This is a genomic window from Methylocapsa polymorpha (genome assembly GCF_045689225.1).
In the GTDB taxonomy this organism is placed as follows: Bacteria; Pseudomonadota; Alphaproteobacteria; order Rhizobiales; family Beijerinckiaceae; genus Methylocapsa; species Methylocapsa polymorpha.
Genome location: NZ_CP136862.1, coordinates 3,269,221 through 3,284,939, shown reverse-complemented (window position 1 = coordinate 3,284,939; position 15,719 = coordinate 3,269,221). Strand labels below are relative to the sequence as shown.

The 15,719-nt window shown below is 62.8% G+C and carries 16 protein-coding genes and 1 riboswitch; of the genes, 6 read left to right on the top strand and 10 right to left on the bottom strand.

What is annotated here, in order from left to right:
* Positions 1-38: 38 nt before the first annotated feature.
* Positions 39-1,772, bottom strand: a complete 1,734-nt coding sequence (locus tag RZS28_RS15155) for an OFA family MFS transporter (protein ID WP_407338575.1) — start codon at positions 1,770-1,772, stop codon at positions 39-41.
* A gap of 152 nt (positions 1,773-1,924) precedes the next feature.
* Complete coding sequence (locus tag RZS28_RS15150) at positions 1,925-3,133, bottom strand: cupin domain-containing protein (RefSeq protein ID WP_407338574.1); 1,209 nt, start codon at positions 3,131-3,133, stop codon at positions 1,925-1,927.
* 135 nt (positions 3,134-3,268) lie between these two features.
* Here RZS28_RS15150 and RZS28_RS15145 point away from each other — a divergent pair, with 135 nt between their 5' ends.
* A complete protein-coding gene (locus RZS28_RS15145) occupies positions 3,269-4,117 on the top strand; it encodes a LysR family transcriptional regulator (protein ID WP_407338573.1) in 849 nt (282 codons plus the stop codon).
* 151 nt (positions 4,118-4,268) lie between these two features.
* Positions 4,269-4,907 carry a glutathione S-transferase family protein gene (locus tag RZS28_RS15140; RefSeq protein ID WP_407338572.1) on the top strand — a complete coding sequence of 213 codons (639 nt, stop codon included), beginning with the start codon at positions 4,269-4,271 and terminating at the stop codon, positions 4,905-4,907.
* Positions 4,908-4,925: 18 nt separating this feature from the next.
* On the opposite strand, the gene RZS28_RS15135 is transcribed toward RZS28_RS15140, so the two are convergent.
* From RZS28_RS15135 to RZS28_RS15100, 8 genes are all read right to left on the bottom strand, one after another.
* A complete protein-coding gene (locus RZS28_RS15135) occupies positions 4,926-5,267 on the bottom strand; it encodes a DUF190 domain-containing protein (protein WP_407338571.1) in 342 nt (113 codons plus the stop codon).
* A 3-nt stretch (positions 5,268-5,270) separates the two neighbouring features.
* Positions 5,271-5,666, bottom strand: a complete 396-nt coding sequence (crcB, locus tag RZS28_RS15130) for a fluoride efflux transporter CrcB (RefSeq protein ID WP_407338570.1) — start codon at positions 5,664-5,666, stop codon at positions 5,271-5,273.
* Positions 5,667-5,694: 28 nt separating this feature from the next.
* Positions 5,695-6,114 (bottom strand): universal stress protein, encoded by a 420-nt coding sequence (locus RZS28_RS15125; protein ID WP_407338569.1) that lies wholly within the window; start codon positions 6,112-6,114, stop codon positions 5,695-5,697.
* 50 nt (positions 6,115-6,164) lie between these two features.
* On the bottom strand, positions 6,165-7,352 hold the full coding sequence (locus RZS28_RS15120; protein ID WP_407338568.1) for a cation:proton antiporter: 1,188 nt from the start codon (positions 7,350-7,352) through the stop codon (positions 6,165-6,167).
* A gap of 176 nt (positions 7,353-7,528) precedes the next feature.
* Positions 7,529-7,589: riboswitch (Fluoride riboswitch) on the bottom strand.
* Positions 7,590-7,707: 118 nt separating this feature from the next.
* A complete protein-coding gene (gene glp / locus RZS28_RS15115; protein ID WP_407338567.1) occupies positions 7,708-8,964 on the bottom strand; it encodes a gephyrin-like molybdotransferase Glp in 1,257 nt (418 codons plus the stop codon).
* Between the two features lie 19 nt (positions 8,965-8,983).
* A complete protein-coding gene (gene mobB, locus RZS28_RS15110; protein WP_407338566.1) occupies positions 8,984-9,523 on the bottom strand; it encodes a molybdopterin-guanine dinucleotide biosynthesis protein B in 540 nt (179 codons plus the stop codon).
* Positions 9,520-11,499 carry a molybdopterin biosynthesis protein gene (locus RZS28_RS15105; RefSeq protein WP_407338565.1) on the bottom strand — a complete coding sequence of 660 codons (1,980 nt, stop codon included), beginning with the start codon at positions 11,497-11,499 and terminating at the stop codon, positions 9,520-9,522. The genes mobB and RZS28_RS15105 overlap by 4 nt, the downstream gene beginning before the upstream one ends.
* A 130-nt stretch (positions 11,500-11,629) precedes the next feature.
* Positions 11,630-12,841, bottom strand: coding sequence for a hypothetical protein (locus tag RZS28_RS15100; RefSeq protein WP_407338564.1), 1,212 nt, complete (start codon positions 12,839-12,841; stop codon positions 11,630-11,632).
* Positions 12,842-12,932: 91 nt separating this feature from the next.
* On the opposite strand from RZS28_RS15100, the gene RZS28_RS15095 reads away from it, so the two are divergent.
* The 4 genes from RZS28_RS15095 to RZS28_RS15080 are packed head-to-tail and all read left to right on the top strand — an operon-like array spanning position 12,933 to position 15,381.
* A complete protein-coding gene (locus RZS28_RS15095; protein WP_407338563.1) occupies positions 12,933-13,175 on the top strand; it encodes a sulfurtransferase TusA family protein in 243 nt (80 codons plus the stop codon).
* Positions 13,172-13,720, top strand: a complete 549-nt coding sequence (locus RZS28_RS15090) for a DUF2478 domain-containing protein (protein ID WP_407338562.1) — start codon at positions 13,172-13,174, stop codon at positions 13,718-13,720. Before RZS28_RS15095 ends, RZS28_RS15090 begins: the two co-directional genes overlap by 4 nt.
* Before the next feature lie 21 nt (positions 13,721-13,741).
* Positions 13,742-14,653 carry a PhzF family phenazine biosynthesis protein gene (locus tag RZS28_RS15085; protein WP_407338561.1) on the top strand — a complete coding sequence of 304 codons (912 nt, stop codon included), beginning with the start codon at positions 13,742-13,744 and terminating at the stop codon, positions 14,651-14,653.
* Positions 14,650-15,381 carry an NUDIX domain-containing protein gene (locus RZS28_RS15080; RefSeq protein ID WP_407338560.1) on the top strand — a complete coding sequence of 244 codons (732 nt, stop codon included), beginning with the start codon at positions 14,650-14,652 and terminating at the stop codon, positions 15,379-15,381. Before RZS28_RS15085 ends, RZS28_RS15080 begins: the two co-directional genes overlap by 4 nt.
* The last annotated feature ends 338 nt before the right edge of the window (positions 15,382-15,719 follow it).

Below are 15,719 nucleotides of genomic sequence, written 5' to 3'. Positions count from 1 at the left end.
GCCAATTACTTAACTGCGCCGGGCGTCTTTTTTATCGGTTATTGAAAGATTTTCACCGCGCTCTCAAGGGCTTTCCAGACGCCCCAGAGAATCGGGATCGAAACCAGCGTCCAGGCGATTGCGACGGAAAATTTCTGCCGGGCGCCGGCCACGCCTCGGGTCGCGCCGGCATGGGCTTGCGACGGTTTGGCCGCGTCCGGCTTTTCCTTGACAAGCCATTTCGTGTTGACGGGCCGGATCAAAGCGTTCGAAATGAAGCCGACCGCGAGAAAGCCGGCAAGAATATACATGGTGCGATCATAGACGAGGGCGCGATCGATCCCCGCCTCTATTTGCGCGTCGCGTATGTAGCCGACCACGAGAGGCCCAACAACGCCCGCGGTCGACCAGGCGGTCAGCAAACGGCCGTGAATGGCGCCGACGAATTGGACGCCGAAAATATCGGCGAGATAGGCGGGCACCGTGGCGAAGCCGCCGCCATACATCGAGAGAATGACGCAGAAAGCGGCGACGAAGAGCGCCTTCGATCCCATATGCGCGAAGCTCGGCGCCAAGGCGTAAAGGACGATTCCCAAACCGAAGAATGTGAAATAGGTGGTCTTGCGTCCAATTTTGTCCGAAAGAGAGGCCCAGAAGAACCTCCCGCCGATATTAAACAGGGACAAAAGCCCGACGAAGCCGGCGGCGATCGCGGCGACCGCGGTCTTTTGACCCGCGTCGAGGTCAGAAAAGCCGACGCTCGGCGCGCCGACCAGCGAGCCCGCGAAAATCTCCTGCAGCATCGGCGACGCCATCGCGAGAACGCCAATGCCGGCCGAGACATTGAGGCAAAGCACCAACCAGATGAGCCAGAACTGAATGGTCTTATGCGCGTCGTCGAGATGGACATGGCCGGTCGTCACGAGCGCGCTTTTGCGTTGGGAGGGGCTCCAGCCGGCGGGCCGCCAGCCGTCGGCCGGGACCCGATATCCGAAGGCGCCGACAAGCATGCTCGCCATATAGGCGAGGCCCATCACGACAAGCGTCTGCCAGACGCCGACCGAGGCCGCCGAGCGAAACCCGGGCAGAGAAATGGCGTAGTGAATTGCCGGCAAATGGATCGCATTTTCAGGACTACCGAAGCCGGCGAAGTCGAAGCCTATAAGGTTGCCGCCGTTCATCAGCAGATTGGCCAGCGGCGAGCCGATCAAAGCGCCGCCGCCAAATCCCATGATGGCCATGCCCGTCGCCATGCCGCGCCGGTCGGGGAACCATTTCACCAAGGTCGAGACTGGCGAAATATAGCCGAGGCCGAGGCCGATCCCGCCGATGACTCCGACCCCGAGCCAGAGCAGCCAGAGCTGATGGACATAGACGCCGAGAGCGCCAATCAGGAAACCGCCGCCCCAGCAAAACGCGGCCGCGACTCCGGCCTTGCGCGGCCCGGCCCGTTCCAGCCAGCCGCCGAACACGGCGGCGGAAAGGCCGAGAAAAACAATGCCAAGTTCGAACACCACCAAAAGATCGCTGACCCGCCAATCGCAGCTGCGCGTGAACACAGCGCCGATCAGGCTCAGGTCCGGGCAGGCGACCGATTTCTCGATCCCGATCGCGCGCGACAGGGGCAGCCAGAAAACACTGAGCCCATAGGCCATGCCTATGCACAAATGAATGGCGAGCGCGGCGGGCGGCACCAGCCAACGGTTAAAGCCAGGTTTGGCGATTGTGCGCTTGCGCGACAGCAATCCGCCGACGGGACCATCGTTTCGATCGATATCCAGGGCTATGGTCATGAACGTTGCACCTACAAAATATGACAGTAACGCAATCGGTTCGCCCAAACCGATATGCCGAAAGGAGCGATCCTTCGTTTTGGAAGAAATCGCTCCAAGCGCAGGCCAGCCTGCCAAGGTCCAGCCTGATCACATTTACGTTAGCCAGAAATCTAAATCGGGACAACAGGGGTCTTCGACTGCGCGAGTCTCTGCAATGTCGGCACATCGATGTTCAGATGCGCTGCGACGAGTTCATGCGGGACGTTAGCCATCCATGACGCTAGCGATATGTCGGCATATTCCGGGCTGGTGAAAACCTCCAGAAAGCGCAGCGTGTCCTTGCCGATGTTCTGGACATAATGACCTATCGACTGCGGCACATAGCCGATGTCGCTCGGGTGGAACTCGACCGTGTTGTTCCGGCCTTCGCCGTGGAAGACTCCCATCCGGGCCGTGCCGCTGATGTAATATTGCCATTCGTCCGAAGTCGGATGCCAGTGCAATTCGCGCAGGCCGCCGGGCTCGACCTCGACGAGGGCCGCCGCCATGGTCGTCGCCTTGAAATTATTCGAATCGGCGATGCGGACCCTTCCGCCTTGAGAGCTGAAGACTGGCTTTTGGTCCAACAGCGAGAATTTGTACGGGTTAGGCACGTCTGGCTGCTTGCTCTGCGCAAGATCGTCGGCCAAGCTGCCGGGAACCGGCGCATTGAAGATCCAAAGATCCTTCTTGGGGGTATTGTCGAAGGCCGACGCCGGAAGATTAAAATTCTTCGCAAGCACATCCTTGGGCGTGTGGTTGAACCAATCGGTGATGAGGAAGGTGCTGTCCTCCGAGAAATTGCCGTCGTTGAAGACAAGGATGAATTCGCAGCCGTCCGGGCCGAGCCCCTGAATCGAATGCGGCACGCCGCCAGGGAAGAACCAGAGATCGCCCTCCTTCACATCGGCGACGAATCTTCGCGCGCCCGAGTCGACAGCGGTAATCCGCCCGACGCCATAGGTCACGTAAGCCCATTCAGCCGGGACATGCCAGTGCAGCTCGCGCACCGCGCCTACAGGCAGACGCATGTTGACGCCGGCCATGGCTTTGGAGATCGGGAAATTCCGGACCGTGACCTCGCGGGCCCATCCGGCGTCGGTATGGCGATTGTGAACCTGAGAAAACGAATGTCTCAGCGTGCCGAGATTGCCATGGTCGGTCGGCAGCGACTGCCAGTCATAAGGGTTGATCGCTTCCTGCGCCGGGTCATGCGGGCCAGGGTCGCTCATGGCGGCGGGCGAATAAGCGTCGGCTGAGGCGCCGGTTGCAGCCGCCGCAGCAACAAGGCCGCCGGCCGCGCTTGTCGCCAAAATATTGCGTCGCGAATATAAAGTCATCGTTTCCTCCACATGCCGTCTTTGTCGCTTGAGCCGATCGAGGCTGCGATGACGCAACATTGATAATTGTCTTTTCTCCTGTGAACGCGGATGATGCCGATTAATGTTATCGTCTTTTCCGATAAGCATGAATCGATGCTTGATCCCCTGCTCCTGCAAAGTTTTCTCATGATCGCGGAGGGCAATAGCTTTTCCGAGGCGAGCCGAAAGCTCGGCTTGAGCCAGCCGACCGTGAGCGATCATGTCCGCAAGCTCGAGAAGGCGGTAGGTCACCGGCTTTTCGTGCGCGACACCCATTCCGTCGCCTTGACCATCGAGGGCGAAGCGATGGTCGAATTCGCAAGGAACATTCTCGAGGCCAATGAACGGGCGAAACGGCATTTCGCCGGAACGAAGCTACGCGGCCGCCTGCGCTTCGGCGCCTCCGAGGATCTGGTCTCCTCCTGGTTGCCGGAGGTGCTTCGCGGCTTCGTGCGTCAGCATCCATTAGTCGACCTCGAATTCAACATCGCGCTCAGCAACAGCCTGATCACGAGATTCGACTCGGGCGAACTCGATATCGTCCTTTGCAAGCGCTGGCCGGGCGAGGACCGTGGCGAACTCGTCTGGCGCGACAGCCTTGTCTGGGCGGGCGCCTCCGGCGATCCGGCCTTTGCCGGCGGACAGGTTCAATTGATCCTTTATCCGCCGCCGAGCATCACGCGCTTCATGGCGCTGGCTGCGCTGGAACAGGCCGGAATTCCATGGCGGATCGCCGGCACGAGCGGCAGCCTGACGGGCCTTGTCGCGGCGGCGCAGGCGGGCCTCGGCGTCATGGCCCATTCGCGCAAGCTCATTCCCAAAGGCTTGATCGAATGCCCGCCGAGTCCGCAATTGCCGAGGCTCGGTGATCTCGAATTCGTCATGTTGCGCGCCCGGCGGGGGTTGCGCGCGCCAGTCGCCGAACTCAGCGCGGCCATTCTCGCGAAAGCCGAGCATTTCTGAGCGTCTAAGTCCCGGCGCGCAAAAACCAAGTCGCGCCTCACGGCGGGCCAAATTGCTTGCGGCCTTCCTGATGGCACGGTTTTTTCATTGCCCAAGCGCGCACGCCTAACGCTTTTTCGAATAACCGCCGCGGCGAGAGAGAAGGTCGAACGTGAAATTCTACATGACTCCCGGCTCCTGCTCGACCGGCATCCACATCCTTCTCGAGGAGCTCGACAAGGCTTTCGAGGCCTATATCGTCAATCTCCCGGCAGGCGATCATTTCAAGCCGGATTATGTGGCGATCAACCCGAAGTCGACGATCCCGACGCTCGTGCGCGATGACGGCTCCTCGCTCACCGAGGTTCAGGCGATCGCCTATTGGCTCGGGCGCGCGCATCCCCGCGCAAGACTTTTGCCCGAAGACGTCGAAGGCGAAACAAGAGTCATCGAAACTCTCGCTTTCGTCGTCGGGACGGTGCACGGGCAAGGCTTCGCCCGCATTTTCGCGACGCCGACCTTCACCCGCAACGAGGCCGACCATGAGGCGGTGCGCGCCTTCGGCCGCGAGCTCGTCGAAAAATGCTTCGGAGTCCTGAACGATCAGCTCGGCGTGAAGGATTATGTCGCTGGCGCATTCTCGATCGCCGATCCCATTTTGTTCTATGTCGAGTTCTGGGCCGACAAGACGAAAATCCCCCTGCCCGCAAATCTTCAGGCGCATTACAAGCGCATGCTCGCGCGCCCTGCGGTGCAAAGGGTCTTGCGGGAGGAAGGCTATAATCTCGCGAGTTTGGGCGCCAGCGCGTGACCTGCGCCCGCACGCTGATCAAGCCTTGTCGCCGGAACCGTATTGCAGCACCTGAACCTTCTCCAGCGTGACGAGCCCGCTCGCCATCATGCCGTCGAGCACGGGAAGGAAGGCGTTGATCTTCTCCTCGCTATCGACGATCTCGATCACAAAAGGCAAGTCCTCGGAGAGGCGCAGGATCTTCGCCGTGTGCAGGCGGCTCGAATGGCCAAAGCCCATCGGGCCACGCAACACTGTCGCGCCCGCGAGATGCAGCTCGCGGGCCTTCATCACAATCACCTCATAGAGAGGCTGGTGGCCATGCCTATCATCCTCGCCGATAAAGATCCGCAGCAGCATGGCGTTGCGGGGGATTTGCATGAGCTACACCTCCTTCAACTGGTTGAACGCAACGGCGGCGACATGGCCGAGCCACACCGCCAGGAAACATAGCACAAGCGACAGGACGGCGTTGGCGCCGGCGCGAAACCATTCGCCGTCGCGCGCGAGATTGAGCGTTTGCAGGCTGAAGGAGGAGAAAGTCGTATAGCCGCCGCAGAGGCCGACCATCACAAACTGGCGCGTCGTGGCGCCGACCAGCAGGCGGCCGTCGGGGCCTGTCAGCGTGGCGAAAAAGCCGATGACCAGGCAGCCGCTGACATTCACAAGGATCGTGCCCCAAGGAAAGGTCTCACCGAAACTGTTCGCTATGACGCCGGAAAACCAATAGCGCGCGGCTCCTCCCAGAGCGCTGCCCAGCATGATCCATAGGTAGAGCATCGGCGGCGTTTCCTCCTCAAATCCAACATCACTTCACGACCAGCACAGGACATTGCGCGAGCTGGATGATGCGGTCCGCCCGGCTCCCCACCATTCGCTCGTACAAGGCCGAATGGCCCGTAGCCCCGATGACGAGCAGATCGACCTTGAGGTCGGCGGCAAGCAAGACAACATCGCGCACCGGATGTCCAGCCATGACATGGGTCTGAAGCCTGACCTGACTGGCCTCCGCCATCGTGCGCGCGCGCTGGAGAACTCCGTGATAGCGCCGAGCCGCGGTCCCGGTTTCCTCTCTGACCTCTTCGAGGAATTCCGGCATGTAGTCGATCTCTTCAACCGAAACCATATGGAGCTCCGAATTGTTCTGTCTCGCGATCTCAAGCGCCAGCGACAGGGCGTGAAACGCGTGCTCGGAGCCGTCATTGGCATGCAGGATTCTGCTGAACATTGGACGCGCCTTCTAGCTCACTCGATTTTCTCGTAGCCGCCGGACCCGCGTCAGCGGCCATGCGCCGGGGGGACATTTTCCACGTCCTTGGCCGGCAACAAGTGGCGCGGCAGGTAGAATGCGTTGGCCACCACCGTCGGGATGACGGCGCTTCCGATGACCGCCGCAGCGAGCGCCGAATACTGGCCGGCGTCGATTATTCCATGCGATAAGCCAAACAGGGAGGAAATTGTTCCAAAGGTGAGTCCCGTCGACATCAAGAGCGTAGTATAAATCGCCTCCCTGTTCGGCGAGCCGAAGAGCTGCGTGACGGGATAGACGCCGATGATTTTCGCGCCGACTTTGACAATGAGGAAGACGATAAAGGCGGTCGGCGCGGCGATGAGCGCGGGTATCGAGACGAAAGAGCCCGCGCGGATGAAATAGAACGGCGTCAGCAATCCGAAAGTCAGCGTGCGCAGACGTCTGATCAGCGCATGATCCTTGCCGACGGTTCCCGCGAGCACCATTCCTATGAGATAGGCGGGAAGCACGGCCTCGCTGTCGGCCCAGGCAGCGAGCGCCCCCATTCCGAGCAGGCAGAGAAGCAGAAATTTCGCCTCCAGTTCGGAAGGCCGGCCTCCGTATCGCCGGAAGAAACGCGGCGTGAGCCATGGAAGGATCACGAAGACCGCAGCGCCCGCCGCGAGGAAGATCAAGGTTTTTATCGTGAATGGCGCGAAGATGAGGCCGAGCGCGACCACAGTCCCGAGGTCGGTCACAAAACAAGCCGCCAGAACCGTCTTGCCATATTCGGTCGTGTTGAATCCAAATTCGAGCATCACGGCGTAGACGACAGCCACCGAGGTTGTCGACATGGCGACCCCGGCGAGCAAACTCGGCGTCATCTGCCAACCAAGCACGTAATGGGCTGCCGCCGCGCAGGCGAGGAAAGGGAAAAAGAAGCTGGCGAGCCCGACCGCGGCCGCCTCTTTCCACTTGAGCTTGAACACCTGCGGATCGAGTTCCGCGCCCGCGAGAAACGTCAGGACGATGGCGCCAAGGCCCGAAAGAAACTTGACCCAGGATTCATCCGTGCCGAGCACGGCCGAGCCAATGGCGGCGCCGATGATAAGCTGGGCGATTGTTCCGACAATGATTTCAGAAAGCGCCGTCGAGATGCGGAGCCAAATCGAGAGCAGGCTCGCAATCAGCGCGAGCGCCAACCATAGCGCTGCAAGCGCCCAAACGCCGGTCATGATTCATCCTGCCGCTGGAAGGTTAGTTCAAACATCTAGCGGCTGCGCCTGAAGGAATTGGCGCGCCGTCTTCCAGCTCAAGGCGATGCTTTCCGAGCGCAAAACAGGCCCAAAAGAAAGCTAACGGGGCGGCATTTCTCAGAAAAATGCGCAAAGCAACTCCTCCTCGCTGGTGTCGCGCGGCAGGAGTCATCAGCCTCTTCGGCGATTTTGGGGAACCCCATCCCCATTGAATTTGTCAATTCTAATCAAGAATCGAGCGATGGCAAGGCTGGAAATTCTGGGCTTTGTCACCTCGAATTGCTTTGCGCCATTGAAGACGCGCCCTGCCATAGGGCCAACGCAGCGACGAGAGCTATCTGATCAGCCCATAATCGATGAAAGCCACTCTATCTCCCGGCGCCACCGTCGCGACTTCTTCGGGCAATTCGACGAACCCATGGGTGCGGGTGAGTGAGGTCAGCACCGCCGCGCCTTCGACCGGGTATTTTTCCGCAATCGTCTCGCCCGACGCATCGGCGCGCAAGGAGACGCGGACATATTCGCGCCGGCCCTTTTTCTTTTTGTAGGCGAAGCCCGCGACAACCGGAAGCGCCCGCGCTGGCTCGAACAAGGCGCCGGATAGCGCGGCGATCAACGGCCGCACGACATAGACGAAAGTCACGAAAACCGCGACAGGATTGCCGGGAAGGCCAACGAAGGGCGCGCCTTCGATCACGCCCATTGCAACCGGCCGCCCGGGCTTGATCGCGAGACGCCAGAATACAAGCGACCCGTTTTCCGAAATCGCCGCCTTGACGTGGTCTTCCTCTCCCGTCGAGACGCCGCCCGAAGTCAGGACGAGATCATGGGTCCGCGCCGCCTCCCGTAGAGCCATGCCGATCTGCTTCGGATCGTCGAGAAGAATGCCGAGATCAGTGACCTCGACACCGAGACGCCGGAGAAGCCCGTGCAAGACGAAGCGATTGGCGTCATAGACCGCCGCCGCGCGGAGAGGCTCGCCCGGCGAGACAATCTCGTCGCCGGTCGAGAAAATCGCCGCCTTCAATCGCCGCCTGACAGACAGCCTATCTACCCCGAGCGCGGCGGCGAGGCCGACATCCTCCGGCCGCAGCACCCGCCCCTGCGGAAGCGCTTCTTCGCCGAGGCTAATGTCCTCGCCGCGCAGCCGCCGGTTCGCGCCCTGCGCAAGGCCCGTCGGCAGCGACACCCTGCCATCGTCGAGGATACGGCAATCCTCCTGCATGAATACAGTATCCGCTCCCTCGGGCATGGCGGCGCCGGTGAAGATCCGCACGGCTTTGCCTTCGACTGGGGCGGCGCAGGGAGAGTGACCCGCGGCCACCCTGCCCTCGACGGCGAGAATGGTTTCGGCCTTCGGCGCAAGGTCGCGGAAACGCACCGCATAGCCATCGACGGCGGAATTATCGAAGCCCGGCAGATCGATCAGCGCAGCGAGCGCCTGCGCCAGGACGCGGCCGTCCGCCTCGGCAAGACCGACCGCCTCGACGCCTTCGACGCTAGGCACGCGCGCGAAGAGAAGCTCGACGGCCTCATTGACCGGCATCAGCCTGTCGCCGGCGGCGAAACTATCCTTGCCGAGCTGGGCCATAAGAAATCTCTCCTCGGCCTCAGGCCCGCCCGGCCGCGGCAAGATGTAGAATCGTTTCCTCCAAAGGCCGCGCGAATCTTACGATCAAATCAGCGATGGCATCGACATCGTCGAGATGCGCATGCGGCAGATGCCGAGGCGCTGCCTCGGCCGCATCGCTCGCAAGCGCCGCGATCGTCTTGTCGTTTGGATAAAGCAAAGGCTTTGCGTTCAAGGCGCGATGAACTTCGATCTTGGAATGGGCGTCGAGCTTATACCCCTCGACCAGGACGAGATCGACCGGACTCATGTGACGCAAGAGTTCGGCGAGGCTCGGCTCTTTAGCGCCGCGCAGCTCGCGCATCAAGGCCCAGCGATTGGCGGAGGCCACCAGAACCTCGCTCGCGCCAGCCTCGCGATGCAAATAGGAATCCTTGCCCGGCGTATCGACGTCGAAACCATGATGGGCGTGCTTGAGCGTCGAAACGGTCAAGCTGCGCGCGCGCAAAAGCGGAATGAGCTTGACGATCAAGGTCGTCTTGCCCGCCCCGCTCCACCCTGCAATGCCGATCACCCTCATTGCCCGGAGCCTAGGTGATCTGCGTCGCGGGCGGGAACGAAACCGATGGCGCGCAGCCCCTCTCCGACATCCCGGCGGCCGAGCGCCGCGATGAAAGCCTGCACAGCCTTATCCTCGCGCCGGCTTTCGGGAATCGCGAAATCATAATGCTCCTCGCCGATCGGCAGGAACCCCAAGCTATAGGCGCGCGCGACCGGCTCGATCGCGACGCCCCAATCGGCCCGGCCTTGCGCAACTGCGGCGGCCACGGCGTTATGCGATTTCGGCTGGTTCCAATAGCCGCTCGGACGCGCCGCGCCGATGAGCCGATCGATCATGATGCGGGTGCCTGCGCCTTGATTGCGGTTGACCATGTGGCAGGCGGGGTCGGCGAGAGCCGCGGCGATCGCCTCCGCCACGGCGCGGCCTTCGAAGCGCGGATCGCCTGGCCGATAGACGAGGCCCTGCATCCGCCGCCAGCCTTCGACAAGGATTAGCCCCGCCCCAAGAAAAGGCGCGTTATAGACCTGCGTTTGCGGGTCCATCAGATGGATCGGGGCGATGTCGCATTCGCCGCGCTTCGCCGCCGCGAGCCCGCCCATGCTGCCGATCGCGACGGTGCGCACGACAAATCCTGCCTCCGCGAGCGCGTCGATGACGATCTCGAGCCCAATGCAATGCGAGCCCATGATCACGAGGTCGGGAATCCGAAGTTCCGGATCAAACAAGGTGACCTTTGCCCGCGCGCCTTCGGCGAGATGATCGGCGAGCGCTTCGATCGTCAGGAAGCCGTCCGCCTGCGAGAAAGCCGAAACCGAGCCGGACCCCTTGGCCAAAGGGAAGGCGTTCAGCCCTTGGCCGTCATGGGTCAAGGCCACCATGACGAATTCGGTCCGGCCCAGGTCGGAGAGGATGCGGACCGGCGTCGTCGCCTCGACGGAAACGTCTTGGCGCGCCGCGAGCCCGCTCATCGCCCGCAGCACCGGGACGACGAAATCATGGAAGGTGAACATGGCCGAGGTCGGAAACCCCGGCAGGATGACGACGGGCTTGCCGTCCGCGACGGCGAGGCAGAGCGGTTTGCCAGGCTTCAACGCGACGCCATGCGCGACGACGCCAGGCTGGCCGAGCCGCGCGACGACGCGATAGGTAAGGTCGCCGGCGCTTTTTGACGTGCCGCCGGAGAGGATGACCATGTCGCAACGCGCCAGCGCCTCCCGCAGGCTCGCCTCGAGCGCGGCTTCGTCGTCGCGGATCGCGCCGAGAGAGAGGGCTTCGCCGCCATTTTCCTCGACCGCCGCGGCGATAATCGGCGCATTGGAATCATAGATCGCCGCCGGGCGCAGCGGTTCGCCCGGCTGAACAAGCTCGTCCCCTGTCGAAAGGATCGCGACGCGCGGACGGCGGTAAACGGGGACGCTCGCAAGGCCGCAGGCCGCAAGCATTCCGATCTCGCGCGAGCCTATGCGGCCGCCGCGCCGCAAAAGAGTCTCACCTTGCGCAATGTCGCTTCCTGCAAAGCCAATGTTCTGGCCGGGCGCGAGGCTGCGCCTCACAAGGAGATGGTCGGCGCCGTCCGGGTCGGTATGCTCCACCATGCAGACGGCGTCGGCGCCGCGCGGCAAAGGACCCCCGGTCGCAATCGGCGTCGCCGTTTCGCTCGCGACCTCGAGCCGAGGCGCGGTCCCGCAGGCGATCGTCTCGGCGTTCAAGCTCAGGCGGACCGGAGCAGATTCGCTCGCCGCCGCGACATCGGCCGCACGGACCGCGAAACCGTCGACAAGCGAACGATCGAAGGGCGGGACGTCGATCGGCGAACGAAGCGTTCGCGCCAGCACGCGGCCAAGGCTCGCGGCGAGCGCGGCAGTCTCCTCGCCGAGTGGCTGCATGGAGAGATGAGACTGGAAGCGCCGCGCCGCCTCCTCGCGCGACAGCACCGTCAGAAACTGCTCCTGTGCGGCGGAGGAAGCGCCGGATTGGCTGATCGGGGTGCTCATGGCGCTTTGAAATGGTCCTTAGAGCATGTCCCGAAAAAGTGGATCCGGTTTTTCGATAAGGACATGCTCCAACTCTTTGATCTGAGCGAGTCCTTATCGATCACGTGACTCCACGTGATCGGGACGCGCTCTAAAGGAACTGCGCGAAGATATTTTGCCCGGCAGCATATCCCTCGCATTCCGGCTCGACCAGCAGCCAGGCGTCGGCATGCGCGATCGCGGCGAAGGGAATGTCGCCGGTCGCCAGCGGCTCCCATTGTCCAGAGCCATCGGCGGCGCTGGAGCGGCGCAAAAGCACGAGATCGCTCAATCCCGGATTCGACACGATTTTCCGCGCCAGCGGCAAGCTTTCTCCTCTTGCGGAGCCTATTGCGCCAGCGAGCCGGCATAGGCAGGGCCGAGCAAGCAAGAGCCAAGCCGCCAGCGCGCATTCAATCCGCTCCGGCGTGAAAATCACCGGCAGGATAGTCGAACCGGACGCCGGGCGTTCGCCATTTCCGCGCGCTGCGGACCATGGTTCGGCGTCGCCCGACCAGGCTCGCCGATGCAGGATTCCGCAACCCATCGTTTCGCCGGGCCGCACAGCGACGCCATGGACCAGAAGCTTTCCCGCGCTGGCGAGCGCGCGCGCGACGGAGGCTCCGCCGCCTGCGCCAATCACCATGACGAGATCGGCGTTTGGCCGCGCCATCGCCTCCGCCAAATGCTTCGGCGACGCCATATCCGTCGCCTCGGTCCAGCACTCGGCGCCGTCTCGCTGCGCCATGGCCACAGCCCAACGTCCCTCGCTGCGCCGCGACACGATCCGCACGTGCGGCACGCGCAGAGCGACCTCTTCAATTCCACAAAGACCCAGGAGCGCAAGGTCAGTTGGCCGCAACCGCTTGCCTGCCGGAACGATGATCTCGCCTTCAGCGAAATCGCTTGCGCTGGCGCGCAATCCTTCGCCTGGAGCGGCAGGGCTCAGGATTTGAGCCGGAAACCGCTCCGCCGCGACGCTTTGCAAAGGCAGCACGGCGTTGGCGAAATCCGGCAGGACATCTCCGAAAGCAACCCGAACCGGCGCCGCGCTGGCGAACCCCGGCGCATAGGGGGACGCGCCGAGCGTATCCTGCGCCGCGACCGCCCAGCCGTCGCAAAGGGCGATTGGATGGGGCGGGACTGCGGCCGGCGCGCAAACCGGCGCGGCCGCGATCCGATCCAAGGCGCTTTCAACCCGCATCTGGATCGGGGCGATCTCCCCGCAATAGGGCGAGAGGGCGGCTAGCGCTTCGTGCAGCGGGGTCAGCCGATCGAAACCGCGCTGCTCCGGCTCCGCTTGCGGCTCATGAAGGTCGCTCACGTTGCTCTGTCCCTTTCGAACCGTGCTATTCTCTGGAACCTGGCGCCCGCATGGGCTAGGTTGACGTGGAAGAAGGTATAGCATCGCGGGCATGACGGCTGAATTGACTTCCATTTCTCTCGATCTGCGTGGCTTGCTGTGCCCTTTGCCGGCGCTGCGGACCCGCAAAGCCTTGCGCAAGCTATCCCCTGGCGATCTTCTCGTCGTCGAATGCACCGATCCGCTCGCGGTCATCGATATTCCGCATCTCGTCCGCCAAACCGGCGACATATTGGAGCGCCAGGACGCGATGGACGGACTTTACCTGTTCCACATTAGGCGAAACCAACCGTGACCCATTTCAATGTCTCCGATCGCAAGACGCTGGCGGCGTTCGTCTATGGCGAGGGCGAAGACCCCAATCGAATCGTCGCGGACTTCGCCGAAGATCTGGCGCGGCGCGGCCATCGCCTCGGCGGCGTGATCCAGATCGCCGCCGCCGCGCAGGATTGCGAATGCCGGGAGACCCATGTGCTTGACCTCGAAACCGGGGAGCACTTGTCGATTCTGCAGGATCTCGGCCGGCATTCGCAATCCTGCCGGATCGATTCCGCCGCGCTCGCCGCCATCGGCCACCGGATTTCGAGCGCTATCGCGCGCAATCCGGAGCTTTTATTCATCAACAGATTTGGCAAGCTCGAAGCCGAAGGCAAGGGAGTCTTCGCCGAGATCGGCGAGGCCGCGGCGGCGGATATTCCGACGGTCGTGACCGTCTCGACGCGTTACCTCGATCAGTGGCGGCAGTTCACGTCGGGCCTGGACGAGGAGCTCGCCTGCTCAAGCGAGTCGCTGCGGCAATGGTGGGCGGACATCTCCGCCCTGCGCGCCGTCGGCATCTGAACGCGCGAGGGGCTCCAGCGCTTGCGGCGCAAATACCATCTCCTCGATGTCTTCACGCAGACGCCGCTTGCCGGCAATCCGCTCGCGGTCGTGAGCGACAGCGGCGGCCTCGATGCGCAGCGCATGCAGAAGATCGCCGCGGAGTTCAATCTCTCCGAGACCGTCTTCCTGTTGCCGCCGAGAAACCCGGACAGCGCCGCGCGCTTGCGTATCTTCACGCCGAAGGCGGAGCTGTCCTTCGCCGGGCATCCGACGATAGGCTCGGCCGTTCTTCTCGCAATTTTGCGCGCATCGGACGCCTCTCAAGCGCAAGAGCTGTCCCTGACCCTCGAGGAAGAGATTGGCCCGGTGACATGCTCGGTGCGCCGGCATGATGGCGCAGCGGGCCGCGCGACGTTCCAACTGCCGCGCTTGCCGAGCGAAACAGGCATTCCGGCGTCGAACGATCGCATCGCCGCGGCGCTCGGCCTCGAGCAGGAAGACATCGGCTTCGGCGCGCATAGACCGTCGATCTATTCCGTCGGCCTGCCTTTCGCTTTCATTCCGGTCGCGGGCCTCGCCACGATCGCGCGCGCGCGGCCGGTCCCCGCGCTGTTCGAGGCCGCTTTCACCGGGCTCGAAGCCGCCGCCGCATATCTCTACACTAGCGATACGGTCGAGGCGCATCACGCCTTCCATGCGCGGATGTTCGCGCCGGGCCTCGGCCTCGCGGAGGATCCCGCGACCGGCTCCGCCGCCGCCGCTTTCGCAGGGGTCATTCACTCTTTCGAAAAGCCGACCGATGGCCGTCACGCCTTCGTCATCGAACAAGGCTTTGAGATGGGCCGGCCGAGCCTGATCTCGCTTGACGTCGAAATCGCAAAGGGCGCGTTGACCTCGGCCTCGATCGGCGGCTCCGCCGTCATCATAGGCGAAGGCTTCATCGATCTATGACCCAAGCGTCTCCCCGCATCGAGGACATCGACGCCATCGACTACAGGGTCGAGCCAAAGCCGTGGCGGTTCTCGATTGAGGAGGCCGCCGCGATCGACCGTCATTGGGAGAAGCTCCGCGCCGGCAATCCGCATCTTTTCAATGGCCGCGTCTTTCTCATGCACACGGGGACGGTCGAAGAGCAAGACGATCGCCGCATCCTGCGCGGCGGCGGCTTCGAGACCGAGTACAAGGCCTTTCTCGCCTGGCGCGATTTCGGCTTTCCCGGCGATACGGCCAATTGCTTCGCCATGGCGGCGCTTGTTTCGGCCGACGGAGCCTTCATGCTCGGACGCATGAACAATCATACCGCCAATGCCGGAAAAATCTATTTTCCAGCAGGAACGCCCGACCCGGAAGATCTGAAAGGGGAGACGATCGATCTCGAAGGCAGCGTCTTGCGCGAGCTCGCCGAGGAAACCGGCATCGCGTCCGACGAAGTGACTATTGCAGAAGGCTGGACCGTGGTTTTCGACGGCCCGCGCATCGCCTGCATGAAGATCGTCCGCTCACGGTTCCGCGCCGCCGAAATCGAGGCGCGCTTCAAAGACTTCATCGCGACGGAGGAGAAGCCCGAGCTCGACGCGCTGCACGCCGTCTTCTCGACGCGCGATTTCGACGAAGAGAACATGCCGGATTTCACGCTGCGCTTTTTGCGCCATGCCTTGGCGCGGTCCGATCGTTCTTAAAAAGCGACCATTGGCCCGGTCCCGGATCGCTTTATGCGAAAGGCGAAAACCCACGAGGGCGGTCCTGTCCCGCCGCTCCCCGCCCCTGGCCTCAGGCGCGATAGCCGTGCCGCTCTTTCGAGGCGTGAATGAGGCTCCGCGCCTCGGCGTCGCGACCCGCAGCGCAAGCGTCCGCCGCGTGCGCCAGCTCGGTCTGAATCTTATCATAGACCGATTTATTGACGTTGCCGGTGCCGAGGTCGGCTTTGAGGACCGCCTGATAGCGATTGAGTTCGCCGGTGCAGGCGGCCCTCGGGCAAGGGCGGCCAATTCGGCTGGGCTGTCCCCGGAGTCGCCGC

Bases quoted from the DNA above. Each gene is read 5' to 3' on its own strand.
- RZS28_RS15155 (WP_407338575.1), bottom strand. From the start codon at position 1,772: ATGACCATAGCCCTGGATATCGATCGAAACGATGGTCCCGTCGGCGGA.
- RZS28_RS15150 (WP_407338574.1), bottom strand. From the start codon at position 3,133: ATGACTTTATATTCGCGACGCAATATTTTGGCGACAAGCGCGGCCGGC.
- RZS28_RS15145 (WP_407338573.1), top strand. From the start codon at position 3,269: ATGCTTGATCCCCTGCTCCTGCAAAGTTTTCTCATGATCGCGGAGGGC.
- RZS28_RS15135 (WP_407338571.1), bottom strand. From the start codon at position 5,267: ATGCAAATCCCCCGCAACGCCATGCTGCTGCGGATCTTTATCGGCGAG.
- crcB (WP_407338570.1), bottom strand. From the start codon at position 5,666: ATGCTCTACCTATGGATCATGCTGGGCAGCGCTCTGGGAGGAGCCGCG.
- RZS28_RS15125 (WP_407338569.1), bottom strand. From the start codon at position 6,114: ATGTTCAGCAGAATCCTGCATGCCAATGACGGCTCCGAGCACGCGTTT.
- RZS28_RS15120 (WP_407338568.1), bottom strand. From the start codon at position 7,352: ATGACCGGCGTTTGGGCGCTTGCAGCGCTATGGTTGGCGCTCGCGCTG.
- glp (WP_407338567.1), bottom strand. From the start codon at position 8,964: ATGGCCCAGCTCGGCAAGGATAGTTTCGCCGCCGGCGACAGGCTGATG.
- mobB (WP_407338566.1), bottom strand. From the start codon at position 9,523: ATGAGGGTGATCGGCATTGCAGGGTGGAGCGGGGCGGGCAAGACGACC.
- RZS28_RS15105 (WP_407338565.1), bottom strand. From the start codon at position 11,499: ATGAGCACCCCGATCAGCCAATCCGGCGCTTCCTCCGCCGCACAGGAG.
- RZS28_RS15095 (WP_407338563.1), top strand. From the start codon at position 12,933: ATGACGGCTGAATTGACTTCCATTTCTCTCGATCTGCGTGGCTTGCTG.
- RZS28_RS15080 (WP_407338560.1), top strand. From the start codon at position 14,650: ATGACCCAAGCGTCTCCCCGCATCGAGGACATCGACGCCATCGACTAC.